This window comes from Actinomadura mexicana (assembly GCF_900188105.1).
Classification (GTDB): Bacteria; Actinomycetota; Actinomycetes; order Streptosporangiales; family Streptosporangiaceae; genus Spirillospora; species Spirillospora mexicana.
In genome coordinates this window covers 626560-645611 of the sequence record NZ_FZNP01000001.1, presented here as the reverse complement: position 1 = coordinate 645611, position 19052 = coordinate 626560, and the positions used below count along the sequence as shown (strand labels likewise).

The 19052-nt window shown below is 73.3% G+C and carries 15 protein-coding genes; 10 read left to right on the top strand and 5 right to left on the bottom strand.

The window, feature by feature from the left end:
- Position 1 precedes the first annotated feature (1 nt).
- From CHC11_RS02710 to CHC11_RS02690, 5 genes are all read left to right on the top strand, one after another.
- Positions 2–1411, top strand: coding sequence for an MFS transporter (locus CHC11_RS02710; RefSeq protein WP_245918669.1), 1410 nt, complete (start codon positions 2–4; stop codon positions 1409–1411).
- Between the two features lie 498 nt (positions 1412–1909).
- On the top strand, positions 1910–3343 hold the full coding sequence (locus tag CHC11_RS02705) for a family 2B encapsulin nanocompartment shell protein (protein WP_245918668.1): 1434 nt from the start codon (positions 1910–1912) through the stop codon (positions 3341–3343).
- A complete protein-coding gene (locus tag CHC11_RS02700; RefSeq protein ID WP_089309935.1) occupies positions 3340–4710 on the top strand; it encodes a family 2B encapsulin nanocompartment shell protein in 1371 nt (456 codons plus the stop codon). The genes CHC11_RS02705 and CHC11_RS02700 overlap by 4 nt, the downstream gene beginning before the upstream one ends.
- A gap of 17 nt (positions 4711–4727) precedes the next feature.
- Positions 4728–5807, top strand: a complete 1080-nt coding sequence (locus tag CHC11_RS02695) for a family 2 encapsulin nanocompartment cargo protein polyprenyl transferase (RefSeq protein ID WP_089309934.1) — start codon at positions 4728–4730, stop codon at positions 5805–5807.
- Between the two features lie 171 nt (positions 5808–5978).
- Positions 5979–6212, top strand: a complete 234-nt coding sequence (locus CHC11_RS02690; RefSeq protein WP_089309933.1) for a hypothetical protein — start codon at positions 5979–5981, stop codon at positions 6210–6212.
- A 318-nt stretch (positions 6213–6530) separates the two neighbouring features.
- Here CHC11_RS02690 and CHC11_RS02685 read toward each other — a convergent pair whose 3' ends face one another.
- Positions 6531–7748 (bottom strand): ABC transporter substrate-binding protein, encoded by a 1218-nt coding sequence (locus CHC11_RS02685; protein WP_089309932.1) that lies wholly within the window; start codon positions 7746–7748, stop codon positions 6531–6533.
- 288 nt (positions 7749–8036) lie between these two features.
- Between CHC11_RS02685 and CHC11_RS43260 the strand changes: the two genes are divergently transcribed.
- From CHC11_RS43260 to CHC11_RS02660, 5 genes are all read left to right on the top strand, one after another.
- Positions 8037–10556, top strand: a complete 2520-nt coding sequence (locus tag CHC11_RS43260; RefSeq protein WP_179278648.1) for a sensor histidine kinase — start codon at positions 8037–8039, stop codon at positions 10554–10556.
- A 6-nt stretch (positions 10557–10562) separates the two neighbouring features.
- Positions 10563–10940 carry a DUF742 domain-containing protein gene (locus CHC11_RS02675; RefSeq protein WP_089309930.1) on the top strand — a complete coding sequence of 126 codons (378 nt, stop codon included), beginning with the start codon at positions 10563–10565 and terminating at the stop codon, positions 10938–10940.
- Entirely contained in the window at positions 10921–11577 is a 657-nt protein-coding gene (locus tag CHC11_RS02670; RefSeq protein ID WP_089309929.1) for a GTP-binding protein, read from the top strand. Before CHC11_RS02675 ends, CHC11_RS02670 begins: the two co-directional genes overlap by 20 nt.
- A 24-nt stretch (positions 11578–11601) precedes the next feature.
- Positions 11602–12651, top strand: coding sequence for a galactose-1-phosphate uridylyltransferase (gene galT, locus CHC11_RS02665; RefSeq protein WP_089309928.1), 1050 nt, complete (start codon positions 11602–11604; stop codon positions 12649–12651).
- 70 nt (positions 12652–12721) lie between these two features.
- Positions 12722–13630 carry a WD40 repeat domain-containing protein gene (locus CHC11_RS02660; RefSeq protein WP_089309927.1) on the top strand — a complete coding sequence of 303 codons (909 nt, stop codon included), beginning with the start codon at positions 12722–12724 and terminating at the stop codon, positions 13628–13630.
- A 79-nt stretch (positions 13631–13709) separates the two neighbouring features.
- Here the strand turns inward: CHC11_RS02660 and CHC11_RS02655 are convergent, their stop codons facing one another.
- From CHC11_RS02655 to CHC11_RS02640, 4 genes are all read right to left on the bottom strand, one after another.
- Entirely contained in the window at positions 13710–14645 is a 936-nt protein-coding gene (locus CHC11_RS02655; protein WP_089309926.1) for a LamG domain-containing protein, read from the bottom strand.
- Between the two features lie 61 nt (positions 14646–14706).
- Positions 14707–16800, bottom strand: coding sequence for a PQQ-dependent sugar dehydrogenase (locus CHC11_RS02650; protein ID WP_089309925.1), 2094 nt, complete (start codon positions 16798–16800; stop codon positions 14707–14709).
- A 125-nt stretch (positions 16801–16925) separates the two neighbouring features.
- Positions 16926–18248 (bottom strand): hypothetical protein, encoded by a 1323-nt coding sequence (locus CHC11_RS02645; protein WP_089309924.1) that lies wholly within the window; start codon positions 18246–18248, stop codon positions 16926–16928.
- Positions 18245–19048, bottom strand: a complete 804-nt coding sequence (locus tag CHC11_RS02640; RefSeq protein ID WP_089309923.1) for a sugar phosphate isomerase/epimerase family protein — start codon at positions 19046–19048, stop codon at positions 18245–18247. Before CHC11_RS02640 ends, CHC11_RS02645 begins: the two co-directional genes overlap by 4 nt.
- Positions 19049–19052 lie beyond the last annotated feature (4 nt).

The window sequence follows — 19052 nt, the reverse complement described above, 5'->3', positions numbered from 1 at the left end:
CGTGAACGACTCGACGAACGCGCGGCGGGGAGCGGATCCGGGACGCGGAGGCGAGGGCGCCGGCCCGCCGAAGGGCGCGGAGCCCGGCGAGGGCGCCGTCCGCAAGGCGGTGATCGCCTCGGCGATGGGCAACTGCATCGAGTGGTTCGACTTCGGCGTGTTCAGCGCCGGGGTGATGACCTCGATCATCGGCACGGTGTTCTTCCCCGAGGACGCGAGTGGCAGTGCCACGCTGCGCTCGTTCGCGCTGGTCGCGGCGGCTTTCCTCGCCCGCCCGTTCGGCGGCGTGTTCTTCGGTCCGATGGGGGACAGGCTCGGCCGCAAGCGCGTGCTGGCCGCCACCATCATCCTGATGTCGGGTTCGACGTTCGTGATCGGCGTCCTGCCCGGCTACGCCACGATCGGGATCGCCGCGCCGCTGCTGCTGCTCGGCGTCCGGCTCGTCCAGGGCTTCTCGACGGGCGGTGAGTACGGCGGCGCCGCCACGATGATCGCCGAGTACGCGCCCACGAACCGGCGCGGGTTCTACGGCGCGTTCCTGGAGTTCGGCACCCTCGGCGGCTACATCCTGGGCGCCGGGCTCGTGCTGCTGATCGACCTCTCGCTCAGCGAGAGCGCGATGCAGGGCTGGGGCTGGCGCATCCCGTTCCTGATCGCGCTGCCGCTCGGCGCCGTCGGGCTCTACGTCCGGACGCGCATCGAGGACACCCCGACCTTCCAGCACATGGAGGCGGAGGGCAGGAAGGCCCGGTCGCCGCTCAGGGAGACCGTGGAGCACCACTGGCGCGCCATCCTGAGGCTCATCGGGATCGTGGTCCTGCTGAACGTCGCCGTCTACACGCTGCTGACGTTCATGCCGTCCTACCTCGTCGACTACCTGGGCATGAACGACACCACGTCACAGCTCACCACGATCGGCGTGGAGGCGGCGATGATGGTGGTGATCCTGCCGCTCGGCGCGCTGTCGGACCGGGTCGGCCGCAAGCCGCTGCTGATCGCCGCCGCGATCGGCTTCCTCGCGCTGTCCTGGCCGGCGTTCGCGCTCATGCAGACGCACGACGCGCTCGGGGTCGTGGTCGGCTACGCGATCATCGGCGGGCTGCTGGTGCTGATGCTGGCGGTGATCGGCGCGACGTTCCCGGCGATGTTCCCGACCAAGGTGCGGTACGGGGCCTTCGCGATCGGCTACAACATCTCGACGTCGCTGTTCGGCGGGACGGCGGCCGTGCTCGTGGGCTCGCTGATCGACGCCACCGGCTCCGACTCCGTCCCGGCCTACTACCTGATGATCGTCGCGCTGGTCGCGCTGCTGCCGATCATCAGGATCCCGGAGACGGCCGGGGTGCCGATCGACCAGGCCGGGGACGACAAGGCCCTGGAACCGGTGGGTTCCGGGGCGCCGCGGAGCTGAGGCCCCGGGGAGCTGAGGCCCGGGCGAGTTGAGGGCCCGGGGGAGTTGAGGCCCGGGGGAGTTGAGGCCCAGGGAGCGGGGCACAGCGCGGGAGCGGGTGGTCAGCGGGAGCCGGCGAACCCGCGACCGCCAGCGCGGCTCCGGTCTCGATCGCGTGCGGTCCGCACTCCGGTCATTGGGCCCTCTCGGGTTCCGCCGGGCCCGTCTGGAAGCGGGCCCGATCCGGTGCACGCCGGGGACGGCAGCGAAATGCAGTGGATCTCTCCTCGCCGGCGCCGTCCGGCGGAGTGATCCGCCCCACGTCGCCCTCCCGCTCCCGCGGCGGTGAGCAGGCACGTTGCGGGGGATGTCGCGCCTGGGTTCGAGTTGTGTGGCGTGAGGGCAAATCATAGGTGCTGTGCATGGCTCCTTGCGACCGTCTCATTACCGTCTGTAGCGTCACGGGTGGCCAAAGGCCCCCTCTTCCCCGCAGGACCACGACGAATCGGTGGTGTGGACGTGACGGAACAGCAGCATCAGGAGCAGCAGCAACAGGACCACCAGTTGAGCCTCGGCACCGCCGCCGCGCGGAACCTGGCGACCACGACCAAGTCCGTGCCGCAGATGCAGGGCATCACGTCGCGGTGGTTGCTGAAGCTGCTGCCCTGGGTGCAGGCGTCCGGCGGCACCTACCGCGTCAACCGGCGGCTCACCTACACGCTGGGCGACGGCCGGGTCACGTTCGTGACGACCGGCGCCGACGTCCGCGTGATCCCGCGCGAGCTCGGCGAGCTGCCCCCGCTGCGCGGCTACGACGACGACCTGACCCTGGACGCCATCGCGGGACGCTTCACCCAGCAGGAGTACGCGCCCGGCGACGTCGTCGTCGAGCGGGGACGCCCCGTCGACCGGGTCGTCCTCGTCGCGCACGGCAAGCTCAGCAAGATCGGCGCTGGCGAGTTCGGTTCCGACACCGTCCTCGGAACGCTGGCCAACGGCGACTTCTTCGGCGAGCAGGCCCTCCTCGGGGCGGAGGAGGGCGAGGAGCCGCCGACGTGGGAGCACACCGTCAAGGCGGTGACCGCCTGCACGATCCTCAGCATGGGGCAGACCGACTTCCAGGAGACGCTCGGCCAGTCCTCCTCGCTCCAGGCGCACCTGGAGGAGTACCGGGCGAGCCCGCGGCGCGCGCACAACGCGCACGGCGAGGCGGCGATCGAGGTGGCGTCGGGGCACGACGGCGAGCCCGTCCTGCCGAGCACGTTCGTCGACTACGAGGCGTCCCCCCGCGAGTACGAGCTGAGCGTCGCGCAGACCGTGCTGCGCGTCCACACCCGCGTCGCCGACCTCTACAACCAGCCGATGGACCAGATCGAGCAGCAGCTCAGGCTGACCATCGAGGCCCTGCGCGAGCGGCAGGAGCACGAGGTCGTCAACAACCGCGACTTCGGCCTGCTGCACAACACCGACCTGTCGCAGCGCATCCACACCCGCTCGGGCCCGCCCACGCCCGACGACATGGACGAGCTGCTCACCCTCGTCTGGAAGGACCCGGCGTTCTTCATCGCGCACCCGAAGGCGATCGCCGCGTTCGGTCGCGAGTGCAGCGCCCGCGGCATCTACCCCGACAGCGTCGACGTCGGCGGCCACAAGGTGCCCGGCTGGCGCGGCGTGCCCATCTTCCCGTGCAACAAGATCCCGGTCTCGCAGACGCTGACCAGCTCGATCCTGCTGATGCGCACGGGCGAGGCGGCGCAGGGCGTCGTCGGGCTGCACCAGGTGGGCCTGCCGGACGAGTACCAGCCCGGGCTGTCGGTCCGGTACATGGGCATCGACGACAAGGCGCTCCTCAACTACCTGGTCAGCGCGTACTACTCGGCGGCCGTCCTGGTGCCCGACGCGCTCGGCATGCTGGAGTCGGTCGAGGTCGCGCACGGCGGTGCCGGCGCGTGACGGAGGAACGGCTGGCGCTCTCCACCCGCACCGCACGCAACCTCGCCTCGACGACCAAGTCCGTCCCGCAGACGCAGGGCACCACCCCGCGGTGGCTGCTGTCGCAGCTGCCGTGGGTGCAGGCCGGCGGCGGCTCCTACCGGGTGAACCGCAGGCTCACCTACCGGCTCGGCGACGGGCTCGTGACGTTCGTCAACGACGGCGCGGCGATCCGGGTCGTCCCGCCCGAACTGGCCGAGCTGCCGCCGCTGCGCGGCCTGTCCGACCCCGCGGTCCTGGACGGTCTCGCCGCGCGGTTCGAGCAGCGCGAGTACCGGCCCGGCGAGGTGATCGCGGAGTCGGGCGGGCCCCTGGACGCGGTCCACCTGATCGCGCACGGCAAGGTCGAGGAGAGCGTCCCCGGCGCCTACGACGCCGCCGGCCGGGTCGGCGTCCGCGACGGCGGCGGGTTCTTCGGCGCCGACGCCCTGCTCGGCGAGCCGGGGGAGTGGGCGCACACGTTCCGCGCGCTCACCCCCGTGATCGTCCTGTCGCTTCCGCGGGAGGCGATCGAGGAGCTGACCGAGCGGTCCGAGGCGCTGCGCGCGCACCTGGAGGAGTACCGGGCCGCGCCCGCCCCGCCGCAGACCCGGCACGGCGAGGCGGCGATCGAACTGGCGTCCGGGCACGGCGGCGAACCCGTCCTGCCCGGCACGTTCGTCGACTACGAGGCATCTCCCCGCGAGTACGAGCTGGCCGTCACCCAGACGCTCCTGCGCGTCCACTCCCGGGTCGCCGACCTGTACAGCGAGCCGATGGACCAGGTCGAGCAGCAGCTCAGGCTGACGATCGAGGAGATCAGGGAGCGCCAGGAGCACGAACTGATCAACAATCGCGACTTCGGCCTGCTGCACAACGCGGACCTGCGCCAGCGCATCCAGACCCTCGGGGGCCCGCCGACCCCCGCCGACATGGACGAGCTGCTGGCGCGGCGCCGCAAGACCCGGTTCTTCCTCGCCCATCCGAAGACGATCGCGGCGATCGGCCGGGAGTGCACGCGGCGCGGCGTGTACCCCGCGCCCGTCGAGGTCGAGGGCCGCCGCGCGCACGCCTGGCGCGGCGTCCCGATCCTCCCGTCCGACAAGATCCCGATCTCCCCGACCGGGACCAGCTCGATCCTCGCGCTGCGCACCGGCGAGGACGACCAGGGCGTCGTCGGCCTGCACCGCACCGGGCTGGAGAACGAGGTCCGGCCGGGCCTCGCGGTCCGCTTCACCGGGATCGACGACAAGGGGCTGCTGACCTACCTGGTCAGCGCCTACTACTCGGCCGCCGTGCTGGTCCCCGACGCCCTCGGCGTCCTGGAGAACGTCGAGATCGCCCGCTGACGAGAGGGGACCCCGCCATGCCCGCCTGGAGAGACGACCCGGCCGTGATCGGCTGCGACCACCGGACGGGGCCGCAGCACCGCCCCCGGACGGCGGCGGAGGTGCTCACCTGGAGCCGCCGCCTGCTCGACCCCGCGCTGCGTCACGTGGTCGAGGCCATGCCGGACGCGTCGCGCTCCACCGCGGGATTCCACTTCGGCTGGCGCGACGAGCGCGGCCGCCCCGCCGCCGGGGCGGGCGGCAAGGCGATCCGGCCCGCTCTCACGCTGCTGGCCGCGGAGGCGGTCGGCGGGACGGTCCAGGCCGCCCTGCCGGCCGCCGCGGCGGTCGAGCTTGCGCACAACTTCTCCCTCATGCACGACGACGTGATGGACGGCGACCTCACCCGCCGGCACCGCCCCACCGCGTGGGCGGTGTTCGGCGCCAACGCCGCGATCCTGTCCGGGGACGCCCTCCTCGCCGCCGCCTACGAGGTCCTCGCCGAGGAGCCCTCCGCGGTGGTCGCCCGCGGCGTGCGCATCCTCGCCCGGGCCGTCCTGGAACTGGTCGAGGGCCAGCGCGCCGACCTGGCGTTCGAGGAGCGCGCCGACGTCACGCTCGACGAGTGCCTGGCCATGGCCGCGGGCAAGACCGGCGCGCTGATCGGCGCCTCGTGCGCGCTCGGCGCCGTGTACGGCGGCGGCACCGCCGGGCAGGTGTCGCGCCTGCGCGCCTTCGGCGAGCGCCTCGGCCTGGCCTTCCAGCTCGTCGACGACCTGCTCGGCATCTGGGGCGAGACGGCGGTCACCGGCAAGCCCGTCCACGCCGACCTGCGCCGCCGCAAGAAGTCGCTGCCCGTCGTCGCGGCCCTCACCTCCGGCAGCGCCGCGGGGAGCGACCTCGCCACCCTCTACCTGCGCGACGCTCCGCTCACCGACGAGGAGGTGGTCCTCGCCGCCGGCCTCGTCGACGCGGCGGGCGGCCGCGCCTGGGCCGCCGCCCACGCCGACGAACTCCTCACCGACGCCCTCGCCGACCTCGACGCCGCCGGCGCCACCCCGTGCGCCGACGCCGAACTGCGGGCGCTCGCCCGCCTGATGACCGTCCGCGACCACTGACCGTCCGCGACCGCTGACCCGTCCGCGACCGCTGACCGTTCTGCGACCACTGGCCGTCCACGGTCGCGACCGCTGACCGTCCGCGACCACGGGCCGTACGCCCGTCCCCGGCCCTGCCGTGCGAGGGAGCCCGCTTCTCGATCGATCACATGTTCGAGTAGGGTGCGAGCCGTGCACGCTCCCGAACACGTCCCGTTCCTGTGCCCCGCCGGGCACCGGCTCGACCCGGGCCGGGTCATCGTCGGCTGGTCGCCGTGCGTCTGCCCGCCCTGCGACGAACGGGGCCGCGGGCTGCGCGGCCACCGCACCTACCTGTGCCTCGACTGCAAGGACGAGCACGTCACCACGAAGTGCTACCTGCCCCACCACGTCCCGTCCAAGGGCGCCGAGTACCGCTGGCCCTGACGCGCCGCCGCCTGGACGTGCGGCGGTCGTGAACTCGGCGCCGGCCCCGGACCGGGCGCGGCCGGTGGTCGGCCCGGGAGGGCGCGGCCGGAGGGGGTGCGGGTCCAGGGCGTCCGGCCCGGTCGTCAGCGGTGCGTTTTCCAATTCTGACGCGGGCTTGACCCTTCGCCGCGTTCCCCTTCCCCCGGCTTTACACACCCGTGGTGCGGGAAGTCCGCCCGCAGCCGGTCGACTTCACCGTCGATCGCGGGTGGCGGCTCGTGCATCGGCCGGGGGAGGTGGCCGCGTCAACGGCCTGCGGCGCAGGTCAGGCGGGGGTCAGCCCTTGATCTGCGTCCAGGCCTGGGCCCAGCGGGAGTAGTCCACGCATTCGTTGCCGCGGTCGTCCCCGCAGTTCTTCACCGGGGTTTTCCAGAACGCCAGGCGCTTGTAGAACTCCGGGTCGCCGACGTGGTAGGTCGAGCAGAAGCCCTTGGCGGTGTACCTGCACGCCTTCGGGTTGGCGGGCGCCTCACCGAACCACTGCGCGACCTCCGCCTGCACCTTGGGCATGGTGATCCAGTTCATCCACTTGTACATGCAGGTCGGATGCTGGGCCTTCGAGGAGATCATCCAGGTGTCGGACCAGCCGGTCGCGCCCTCGTCCGGGATCGTCGTGGCGACCGGCGCCTTGTCCGTCATGGCCAGGTTCGCGGTCACCTGCCAGGCGGTGCCGGCGTAGTTGTAGCCGCTCTTGAACGACTGGAGTTCGTCCAGGTAGTTCGCCCAGTACTGGTTGACGTTCGGGCGCTGCTGCTTGAGCAGGTTCACCGCGGCGTCGAACTGCTCGTCGTCCAGCTCGTAGACGTCGGTGATCTTCAGGTCGGGGCGGTGCGCCTTGAGGTAGAGCGCGGCGTCCGCGATGTAGATGGGGGAGTCGTAGGCGACGACGTGCCCGGCGGCGGGGGACTGCTTGTCCCACACCACGCTCCACGACGTCGGACGCTGCGTGATCTTGTCCGTCCGGTACATCAGCATGTTGGCGCCGTAGCCGTGCGGGACGCCGTACATCCGCCCGCCGGCGGAGTTGTACGGCTGGTTCTTCAGGTACTTGGCGATGTCCTCCCAACTGCTGATCAGACCGGTGTTGACGGGCGCGACCGTCCCGCCGTAGACGAGCCGCAGGCTCGCGTCGCCGGACGCCGACACGCCGTCGTACCGCCCGGTCTTCATGAGTGCGACCATCGAGTCGGAGGTGTCGGCGACCTTCGTGTGCACCTTGCAGCCGGTCGCCTTGGTGAACGGCGTGACCCAGTCGACCTTCGGGTCGTTCGTGCCGTTCTCGGCGTACCCGGCCCAGGCGACCAGGTCGAGCCGGCCCTCCGGGGTGCCGAGTTCCTGCAGCATCGGGACGTCGGGCGGCGCCGCGGTCCCGCCGGAGTCGCCGCTGCAGGCGCCGGTCAGCGCCGCCGCGACCAGCGCCCCGGCGGCGAGGAGGGTCCGGCGGGCGCGGGCCGGTCGGCGCGCGGTCGTCGTCGCTTCTGGGGTACGAGCCATCACGCTGAGGCATCGTAGGGGTATTTTGGGCTGTCCGTCGCCACAAAACGTGATGAACTGGAAACTGTCGACACATGGCGGCGGACCGTCCTAGGCTCTCCTGCGTTCCGCGTGAGCCGCTCCGCACGCAATCGATACCCGCCGTCCGACCAGTCGATGTCAGCCGTCCGATCGAGTGAAGGTTCAGCCGCAGTGCCAAATCGAGGCCGCACAACGGACTCGTCCGCCGGACACCGGCGGGCTCCCAAGGCCGCGCGTTTCCGCTCCATCCGTTTCAAGGTCGTCCTGATGGTCACCGTCTCGGTGGTCTCCCTCGGCGTGCTCTGGGCGTTCGCCGCGAGCATCGCGCTCGGCGAGGGACTCAACCTCCGCCACGTCAAGACCGTCCAGGACCACTACGGCTACCCGTCGGGCGCGCTCGGCAGCGCCCTGCAGGCCGAGCGGCGGCTGTCGATGGTGTACCTCGGCGGCCGCGCCGAGGGCGACCGCGCCGCGATGGAGTCCGGCCGCCTGGTCACCGACCGGCAGGCCGACCTGTTCCGCAGGCTCGCCGGGTCCGACGCCGTCACCGGCGCCGCTCCGAAGGACGCCCGGAGCATCGCCGGCAAGATCCTCACCGAGCTGGACGGGCTGGAGGGCCGGCGCCGCGCCATCGACGCCGGCCGCCTGGACCGGGCCCGCGCGTTCGCCGACTACACCGCCCTGCTCGGCGACGTGGGCGCGCTGCAGGGCTCGCTCGCCACGCTGGACAACTCCGAGGTCGCCAAGGACGCCCGCAACGAGGCGTCGCTGACCCGGGCCCGCGAGGTCCTCGCGCAGGAGGACGCGCTGCTGGCGGGCGCGCTCGCCGCCGGCAGGATCACGCCCGGCGAGCACGCCCAGTACGTCAAGCTCGTCGGCACGCAGCGCACCCTCTACACCTACACGGCGGCCGAGCTGCGCTCGCCCGACCAGTCCTACTACGAGCGCATCGTCGGCATGCCCGAGTACGGCCGGCTCCGCGTGCTGGAGGACCGCTTCGTCGCCTCGCCCCGGCTGGTCAACGCCACCGGCGCCGCCGGCGCGCTGTGGAAGACCACCGCCGACTCCAACCTCACCCGGCTGCGCGGCCTCGAACTGTCGGTGTCGGCGGGCGCCGAGAAGCGCGCCCAGCCGATCTCCGAGGGCATCATCACCCGCGTCGTCCTCGCGGGCGCGCTCGGGCTGGTCGCGGTCGTCGCCACCCTCGTCCTGGCGATCTGGGTCGCCCGGTCCGTCATCCGCGAGCTGCGCCGGCTGCGCCGCGAGGCGATCGACCTGGCCGACGTCCGGCTGCCCGGCGTGATCCGCCGGCTGCGCCGCGGCGAGGAGGTCGACGTGGCCGCCGAGGCGCCGCCGCTGGCGTTCGGGACCCGCGAGATCGACCAGGTCGGCGAGGCGTTCAACGCCGCCCGCCGCACCGCGATCCAGAGCGCCGTCGAGGAGGCGACGCTTCGCCGCAACGTCAGCGACGTGTTCGTCAACCTCGCCCGCCGCAGCCAGACGCTGCTGCACCGCCAGCTCAAGCTGCTGGACTCGATGGAGCGGCGCATCGAGACCCCCGACGACCTGGAGGACCTGTTCCGGGTCGACCACCTCGCCACCCGCATGCGCCGGCACGCCGAGGGCCTGATCATCCTGTCCGGGCAGGCGCCCGGCCGCGGCTGGCGCAGCCCCGTCGCGATCGTGGACGTCGCCCGCGCCGCCGCGTCCGAGGTCGAGGACTACACCCGCGTCAACGTCGCCCCGATGACCCGCGCCGCGATCGTCGGCCCGGCCGTCGCCGACGTTATCCACCTGCTCGCCGAGCTGATCGAGAACGCCGCGACGTTCTCGCCGCCGCACACGACCGTCCAGGTGCAGGGGCAGGCCGTCTCGCACGGCTTCACGCTGGAGGTCGAGGACCGCGGCCTCAGCATGGACGAGCCCAGCCTCGCCGCCGCCAACGAGCGGCTCGCCACCGCCGCCGAGTTCGACCTGTCCGACAGCGCGCAGCTCGGCCTGTTCGTCGTCGGCCGGCTGGCCCGCCGGCACGGCATCAAGGTCACCCTGCGGACGTCCCCCTACGGCGGCATGACCGCGATCGTGCTGCTGCCCGAGGAGCTCGTCGTCCCCGACGAGGGCGAACCGGTGCGGAGCGCGCCCGCCCTCACCACCCGCCGCGCCGAGGACGCGCTCGTCCCCGTCGGCACGGTCGTGAGCGGCGCCAGCGTCCGCAGCGGCCCGCAGCCGGTGCTGGACGAGGGCGGGTCCGTGCTGCACCTGCCGTCCGGACGGCACGCGGCGACGTCTGCCGCGCCGCCCCCGCCGCAGGAGCCGCTCGCCCCGCCCGCGCAGCCCGTCCGCCCGTTCATCCCCCCGGCCGCCGCCGTGCCTCCGCCTGGAGAGCCGCCCTCAGAGCCGGACGCGCTGACCGGGCCCATCCCGGTGTTCGAGGAGCCGATCCAGGGCCCGTCGCCGACGCCCCGGCCGGCCCCGTCGCCGTGGGGCGACCCCCCGCCCGAGCCCGCGTCGGCGCCGCCGCCCCCGCCGGGCGTGCCGCGCTCGCCCCGCGAGGTGCGGCGCCGTCCCCCGGGCAAGTCGGCCGGCGGCGACCGGCCCTCGCTGCCGAAGCGGGTCCGGCAGGAGAACATGGCCTCCCAGCTGCGCGAGGAGAACATCGCGCCGGCCGGCCCCGCGCCCGCCGCCCGCGCCGACCGGTCGCCCGAGCAGCTGCGGTCGATGATGTCGTCCATCCAGCAGGGCACCCGGCGCGGACGCGCCGAGTCCTTCGACACCGAGGAATCGTGACGGACCATGACCGGTCCTGGCAGCGAATGGCTCGATGACGAGGCCGGCCCGATCGTGCGGTCGTACGCGCTCACCCGCGGGCGCGCCAGGCCCGCGACCGGCGAGGCCTTCGACATGATCACGATAATCTCGACCGCGGCGCGGCCCCGGTCGGGATCGCCCGGCATCGGTCCCGAGCATCTCGACATCCTGGAGATGTGCCTGCAACCGCAGCCGGTGGCCGAGGTCGCGGCGCGGATGCGGCTGCCGCTGGTCGTCGTGCGGGTGCTGCTCGGCGATCTGCTCCACCACCGGCTCATCACCGCCACCCGTCCCCAACAGGAGAGCGCGCTCTCCAAGGAACGTCTGCTGAGGGAAGTGCTCCATGGTCTCCAAGCCCTCTGAGAACGCCGGTGCGGCCGCCGGAGGGAGCGCGGGGCCTTCCCCCCAGGAGGGGGTCGGCCCGGCGACGCCGGTCGCGGTGAAGATCCTCGTCGCCGGGGGCTTCGGCGCCGGCAAGACCACGCTCGTCGGCTCCGTCAGCGAGATCCGCCCGCTGCAGACCGAGGAGCTGCTCACCGACCGGGGCGTCGGTGTCGACGACACCGAGGGCGTCGAGCAGAAGACCACCACCACGGTCGCGATGGACTTCGGGCGCATCACGATCCGCGAGGGCCTCGTGCTGTACCTGTTCGGCACGCCCGGCCAGGACCGGTTCTGGTTCATGTGGGACGAGCTGTCCTTCGGGGCGCTCGGTGCCGTCGTGCTCGCCGACACCCGCCGCCTCTCCGACAGCTTCCCCGCCGTCGACTACTTCGAGAACCGGGGCCTGCCGTTCGTCATCGCCGTGAACCGCTTCGACGACGGCTACGACTACACGCCCTCGGAGATCCGGGAGGCGCTCGACCTCAGCGAGGGCACCCCGGTCGTGATGTGCGACGTCCGGGAGCGCACGTCCGGCAAGGACGTGCTGACGACGCTGGTCAGGTACCTGCTGGCGGTGCACGAGGAGGCGGCGCGGGCGGACGCCCCGGCGCTGTAGGCTGCCGGACGGGATGAAGTCGAGATGAACCGGACACGCGCGCGGCTCTCGGACGGCCGGGAGATCGTCTACTACGACGAGGCCCCCGGCCGGGAGCCCGTCGCCGACCCGCGCGGCCTGCCGCCGGTCGAGCCGGTCTGCGAGGTCCGCCGCGACCCGCTGACCGGCGACCACGTCACGATCACCGGGCACCGCAACACGCGGACGTTCCTGCCGCCCGCCGACCGGTGCCCGCTGTGCCCCGGCGGCCCCGCCTCGGAGATCCCGGACCCGTCCTACGACGTCGCCGTGTTCGAGAACCGCTTCCCGTCCTTCGACGCCCGCACCCCGCCGGTGCCGCCCTCGATCGACGGTGTGGAACGGTTCCGCGGCGCCGGGCGCTGCGAGGTCGTCTGCTTCACCGACGACCACTCCACCTCGATGGCGCTGCTGCCCGTCTCCCGCGTCCGGACGGTCGTCGACGCGTGGGCCGACCGCACCGCCGAACTGTCGGCGATCCCCGGCGTCGCGCAGGTCTTCGCGTTCGAGAACCGCGGCGTCGAGATCGGCGTGACCCTGCACCACCCGCACGGCCAGATCTACGCCTACCCGTTCCGCACCCCCCGCACCGAGCGGATGCTGGCGTCGGCCGCCGCGACCCCGGACCTGTTCGGCGACGTCCTGAAGGCCGAGCGCGCCGGCAGCCGCGTCGTGCTGTCCGGCGAGCACTGGACGGCCTACGTCCCCGCCGCCGCCCGCTGGCCGGTCGAGGTGCACCTGATGGCGCACCGCCACGTCCCCGACCTGGCCGCCCTCGACGCGGGGGAGCGCGACGAGCTGGCCGTCCTCTACCGCGACCTCCTGCGCCGCTGCGACGCCCTCTACGGCGCCCCGCTGCCCTACGTCGCGGGCTGGCACCAGGCGCCGGTCGGCGAGGGCCGCGACCTGCTCCGGCTGCACCTGGAGCTGTTCTCGATCCGGCGCGCCGCCGACAAGGTCAAGTACCTGGCGGGCTCGGAGTCGGGCATGGCCGCCTGGATCAACGACGTACCGCCGGAGGACGTCGCCGCGCGCCTGCGCGCCGCCCGCGGTTGACACGGGCTTGACCCGACCGATTTCGCGACTGTCCGGAACGATCTCCGCCGCGTGGCCTACGCTCCGACGCATGCCGGAAAGCGTGCTGGCGGACCCGTTGGCGCGAGGGTCCTTCGACGGCGTCGCCGCCACCGCCGAGCGCCCGTCGCTGGCGTTCACCTCCCGGGTCGGGCAGGGCGTGAACACCGGCCAGGCGTGGGACCTGGCGGCCGGCGCGCCGCTCGGCCCGCCGATCCCCGACTTCCCCGCCGACCGGGCCGACTGGGCGTTCGGCCTCCTCGCCGGGTCGCCGACCGTCGCCTGGACGCACCGCGACCGCCTCCACGTCCACGACCTCGGCACGGGCGGCGAACTCACCCTGGACGCCCACCCCGACCTGATCGGCCTCACCGTCCACCACGGCCGCGGCGCGGTCGTCGCCGTCTTCGGACCCGCGAACGACGCCGAGGTCGCCGTGTGGGACGCACTCACGGGCGACCGCCTCGCCGGCTTCCACCTCTGGCTCGGCCACCACAGCGCCATCGGCCGCAGGCTCCTGCACGCGACGCCCGCGACGGGCGCCCTCGCCGGCCTGACCGGCGACTCCACGGTCACGCTCCTCGATCTCGAACGCGGCGAGGAGGCCGCCGCAGGGCCGCCCGGCACCGCGACCCTCACCCCGTCCCCGGACGGCCTCGTCCTCCTCTGCCCGGCCCCGGAGGGCCTGGGCGTGCACGGCCTGGACGGCGACCGCCTCGCGACCCTGTCCACACCGGCCCCCTGCGACCAGGTGGCCGCCGCCCTGGTCGACGGTCACCTCCTGGTGGCCGCCGCCCTCCAGGACGCCCCCGACGCCCTCGTCGCCTGGAACGCCGCCGCCCCGGCCCCGTCCCATCGCATCAGGCTCCCGGCCCCCGCCAACGACCTGGCTCTTGCCCCCGACGGCACCCTCCTGGCCGCCACGGACACCGCCCTCTACACGGCCCGCCTACGTACGTGAAAAGGGCCGGGTCATCACCCGGCCCTGGTCGCAACTGATGGGGAGGACCGCCGGCGCCCGGGGGCGCCGGCGGTGGGGGTCAGCGGTTCGCGAACTTGTACTGGATGGCCGCTTCCTTCGGGGTGAGGGGGCGGTCGAGGAACATCAGGCCGTCCATGCGGCAGTTGCAGGGGTTCTTCTCCGCGGTGTTCTGCGGGTAGCTGCCGCCGATCTTGATGCCGCGGGGGTCGGAGGCGGACGTGACGTCGGGCTCGGGGGCGCCTTCGAGGCCCCACGGGTCCCCGGCCGTGGTGTAGAAGCCGTCCAGCGGCTCGCCGTCCTTGTAGAGCGCCATCGCGCCGGTGTCGTAGTCGAACGTCGCGGCGAGGTGCACCCAGGTGTTCCGGGGGAGGATGCTCTGCCAGTCCTCGCTCGCCGCGAACGTCTGGGACTTCGAACCGTCCACGCGGCGGCCCAGCGCGACGACGTGCAGGGTGCCGGAAACCTCGATGATCTCCAGCAGGGCGCGCACGGCGTGGCCGTCGGAGTCGCCCGTGAGCAGGCCGGACAGGCCGATCGCGTTGTAGACGTCGCTCGGGTTGGACGTCTCGGTGTTGGGGCTCGGGTTCGTGCCGGTCATCTTGATCCAGCCCGCGAGGGTCGCGCCCTTGGCGGAGCTGAACGCGTGCAGGGACGGGACGCCGGGCGCGGAGTAGACGCCCGCCTTCCAGTCGTCGTTGCCCTTCGCGGACGGGGCGACCTGCCCGAGCTGGACGGCGTGCCGCCGCGCGCCGTCCCGGACCCGCATGGCCGCGCCGCCGTTGATCAGGTCGATCGCGGTTCCGGAGCGTCCGCGGTCGGCCTCGCGGGACGGGTCGCCCGGGACGGGGTGCTCGAAGTCGTAGTAGGAGATCAGGTTCTTCTTCAGGGGCGGGAAGACGCCGCCGGTCGAGGCGTGGGCCGGGGCTGCGGCGACGCAGAGGGAGGCGCCCAGCAGCGCGGTGGTGAGTGCGGCGGTGCCGCGGCGAATCATCATGTCGACTCCTTGGAGCCCTCCGGGCGGGCGCCGGGTCGCGGCGCCCGCCCGGAGGAGGCCGTTACTTCGCCGGGGTTCCGCGGACCGTCAGGTCGCGGAGCCGGCCGATGTTGTCGAACGAGCCGAAGCCCACCCGGCCGGAGCCGAGGGTCTTGTCGACGGCCGTGAAGACCGGCCGGGACGACCCGTCCACGTACACGGCGGTCTCGCCGGTGTCCGCCCGGTGGTCCACCCGGACGCGGTGCCACGCCTCGTCGGTGATGGCCGGCGGGGCGCCGTGCGACCGGTTGGCGTTCCACTGCTGGTCGATGCGCAGCCGGTCGGCGCCGTTCACCAGGAAGATCCCGTTGTGCGGGTAGATGGTGTTGTCGCTGGACAGGTGGGCGTAGTAGTAGTGCGTGTCGTCCTGGTAGCCGAAGACGACGATCACGTCCCGGTTGCTGACCGACACCGGCGTGTCGAGCCGCACCTTCGCGTCGATCCGCGTCGAGGTGAGCACGGGGCCCTTGTTCAGCACCGCGTACTCGAACGGGCGGCGGGGGCCCGGACGCTGCTCGCCGGCCTCGGCCAGGATCACCTGGTCGCCCGGGAACTGCCACTTGGACGGCGTGACGGGCGTCCAGTTCGCGGCGTTCATCGCGTTCCCGACGCGGGCCGGGCCCGCCGTGCCGGACGCGACCCGCCTGGTCCCGACGACCTTCCAGATCTTGCCGTTGGCCTTGGCGAGCAGGTAGGGCTCGCCCTTGCCGTCCGACCCGTACCGCAGGTCGACGCGCTGGTCACCGGCCAGCTCCCGCATCGTGACGGGCTTGCCGGAGGTGTCGTAGGCCGCCAGCTCGTAGATCTGGGCGCGGTTCGTGCCGGTCGCGTCGTGCTTCATCTCCGACTCTTCGGTGTACATGAGCCGGCCGTCCACGATGTCGGTGAACAGGTACTTGCCGCGCAGGGCGGGCAGCTTCGCGCCCCGGTAGACGTAGCCGCCGGAGATGGCGTGGCCGACGTCGCTGCTGCAGTTCCAGTCGGCGGGCGGATCGTGGTCGTAGGCCGCGAGCGGGTACTCGTAGTCGTACTTGGCGTCGTCGGCCGGCAGCGGGTACAGGTGGCAGCGGTCGTCCTTGCGGAACGTGAACGCGCCCTCCCGCTCGCTCCACCCGATGTTCGCGCCCGGGTAGAGCTCGTGGATCGACTCGATCTCGTGCTCGCCGATGTGCGCGAGGAACAGGCGGTGGGCGCCGCCGGTGTCCCAGCTGAACCGGTGCGGGTCGCGCATGCCGTAGGCGTAGATCTCGCCGAGCCTGCCGGCCTGCCCGGCGAACGGGTTGTCGGCCGGTACGCCGTACTTGCCGTTGGCGCTGTTGTTCCCGGCCGGGTCGATCCGCAGGATCTTGCCCTGCGGGACGCCGAGGTTCTGCGGGTCGCCGCCGTTGTCGCCGACGTTGCCGTTGCCGCCGTCGCCGACCGACAGGTAGAGCTTGCCGTAGTCGGCGTCACCGGGGCGGGCGTTCGGGTTGAAGTCGATCTGCTGGAGGTTGTGGATGCGCCCGGCGAACCCGATGCGCAGGATCTCGCGGTGCGTCCCGGCGAAGGTGTCGGCCTTGGGGTTCGTGGCCGTCCACTCGTCGACGACGCCGTGGTAGCCGGTCTTCGGCTGGGGGGTGAGGTCGGGCGTCTTGGTCTTGAGCGCGTTACCCGCCTCGACGTGCGTCGTGTAGAACTTCCCGTTCTTGCGGAAGTCGGGGTGGAACGCGACGAACCCGAAGCCCTGCCCGAGTCCGGCCTGGGAGAAGAAGTCGGGCGCGAACGTGGCGGCGACGTCCAGGTAGACGTGCGGGGTGCGGGTCTTCTTGTCGAGCAGGTACAGGTTGCCGTTCAGGTCGGGCACGTACAGGCGGCCCGAGTGGTCGGGGAGTTCACCGACGTGGTTGATGCGGTTCCACCGCAGCAGCCGCGGGTCGGTGGGGGTGCCCGTCGGCGTCGACTTCGGCAGCTGCGCGACCTCCTGGAGGACGAGGCCGAGGCCGGACGGGGCGGGGTCTTCGGGGATCGGGTCGAGGATCGGGGCGTCGTCCCGGGCCTGCGCCGCAGGCGGGACGCTGAGCAGCGGCAGCAGCAGCGCCGCGATCGTGAGGAGACACCAGCTGAGCTTTCTTCGCATTCCAGCCGTCCTAGGGTGGGGATCGGTGGCAGGAAAGCGCTTTCTGGAAGCGCTTTCCAGAAGGTACGACCGGCTTCGCCCGACGTCAAGGATCAATTTCGGGCCAGCCGGATGTGGACATCACGTCACGACCGCTCGCGGCGGAACCACGCGTGGACCAGCGTCGCGACCGTGGAGACGACGAGACCGACGGGGGCGGCGGCGGCATGCCCGGCCAGGGTCAGGGCCACGGCCACCGCGGCACCGGGCGCCCAGATCCACGTCGCCACGGGCCGTCCGGCGCGCCCGCGCCGCCTCCGCCCGAACTCCGCCGCCATCGGCGGAACCAGTGCCGGCAGCGCCGCCGCCAGCACCGTCAGCCAGTCGAGCAGCATCCGGTCGACCCGCAGCGCCGCGAGCACCGCACCGGGCACCGCGATCGCCAGCACCGCTACGACCCGCCGCCCGTCCACCCGCCCCCGCCCGGCCGCCCGGCTCGCCTTCTCGGCGGAGTGGGTGCCGCCCGCGGGGAGGGCGCCGCCTCTGGGGACTTCGTCGCTCGCGCGGGCGGTGTCGGGTGGGCGGGGGAGGAAGCGATTGGCGGCCAGGGCGCCGGAATGGACGGCGGCGAGGGTCGGCGCTATGACCGACGCGGCGACGAACAGGTTGGCGGCCGGCAGCCCGTCCGGGCCGGCGAGGACGGCGACCACGTCGGTGGAGCCGCTGGCCGCCGCGACCCCGGCGCCGACGACGGAGGCCGCCAGGGCGGGGACGACCAGCAGCGCGACGCAGGCCGCGAGGTCGCGGCGGCCGCGCAGGCCGACGGTGAAGTCGGGGGCCCGCACGGCGAACACCGACACGTACCCGATGTACCCGGCGAGATCCGCGGCGAGGACGCCGGGCGGCCCGTCCCGCGCGAGCGAGACGGGCGACGCGGGCGGCGCGAGCTTCACCGCGACGATGCCGATCAGGGCGACCGCGGTGAGGGTGGTGGCGACCGCGACGGCGTTCCAGCGCCCGCCGCCCGCGACCAGCACCGCGACCGTGGGGACCGTCAGCACCGCGACGCCGACCGCGTCCGGGACGCCGCCGAGCGCCGCGGCGGCCGCCCCGCCGAGGCCGACGTTGAACCCGAACCAGCCGGCCATCGCCACCGCGAGCAGCGCGGTGAAGGCGCGCTCGGCGACCGGGGCCAGGTAGCGGGGCGCGAGGTCGGCCATGCCGGCGTTCTCCCCCGCGGGCTCCCGCAGGCCGAGCCGTCCCTGCGCGGCGAGCAGCGCGGCCATGACGGCCCCGCCGACCACCAGGACCGGCACGGGCAGCGCGCCGCCGTGCCGCCCGCCGACCTGCGCCCCGAGGACGAGCGCGCCCGGCGCCGTGCCGATCCCGAGCCACGCCCCGGACGCCGCCCGCCACGTCCGGCCGCCGCCGGATCCGGACGTGCGCGGGCGCGCCGGGGCGGACGTCACGCGACGTGCTCCTCGTAGCGGGCCATCGTCAGGGCGAGGGCCTCGGGGCCCGGCATGGCCCACAGCGCGTCGTTGAAGATCTCCACCTCGATCGGGCCGGTGTAGCCGGTGGCGTCCACGGCCTCGCGGAAGCGGCGCAGCTCGACGCGCCCGTCGCCGAGCATGCCGCGTCCGGTGAGGACGCCCTCGGGCAGCGGCGTGACCCAGTCGGCCACCTGGAACAGCGAGATCCGCCCCTCGGCGCCGGCGCGGGCGATGCCGTCCCACACCGCCGGGTCCCACCACAGGTGATAGGTGTCGACCATGACGCCCACCTGGGAGGACGGGAAGGGCGCCGCGAGGTCGAGCGCCTGCCCGAGGGTGGAGACGACGCAGCGGTCCGAGCAGAACATCGGGTGCAGCGGCTCGATCGCGAGCTGGACGCCGTGCTCGCCCGCGTAGGGCGCGAGCTCGGCCAGCACGTCGGCGACGCGCGAGCGCGCCCCGTCCAGGTCGCGGGACCCGTCCGGAAGGCCGCCGCTGACCAGGCACAGGGCGGGCGCGCCCAGCGCGGCCGCCTCCTCGACGGCGCGGCGGTTGTTCTCCAGCGCGTCCGGCTCCTGGAAGAAGCCGCCCCGGCACAGGGACGTGACCGCCAGTCCGTGGTCGCGCATGAGCCTGCCGGTGCGGGCCAGGCCGTAATCGGCGACGGGCTCACGCCACAGCCCGACGCCCGTGACCCCGGCGGACGCGCAGCCGGCGGCCAGCTCCGCCAGGGGCCAGTGCCGGGTCGTCCACTGGTTGAGGCTGAACCTCCTCACGCGG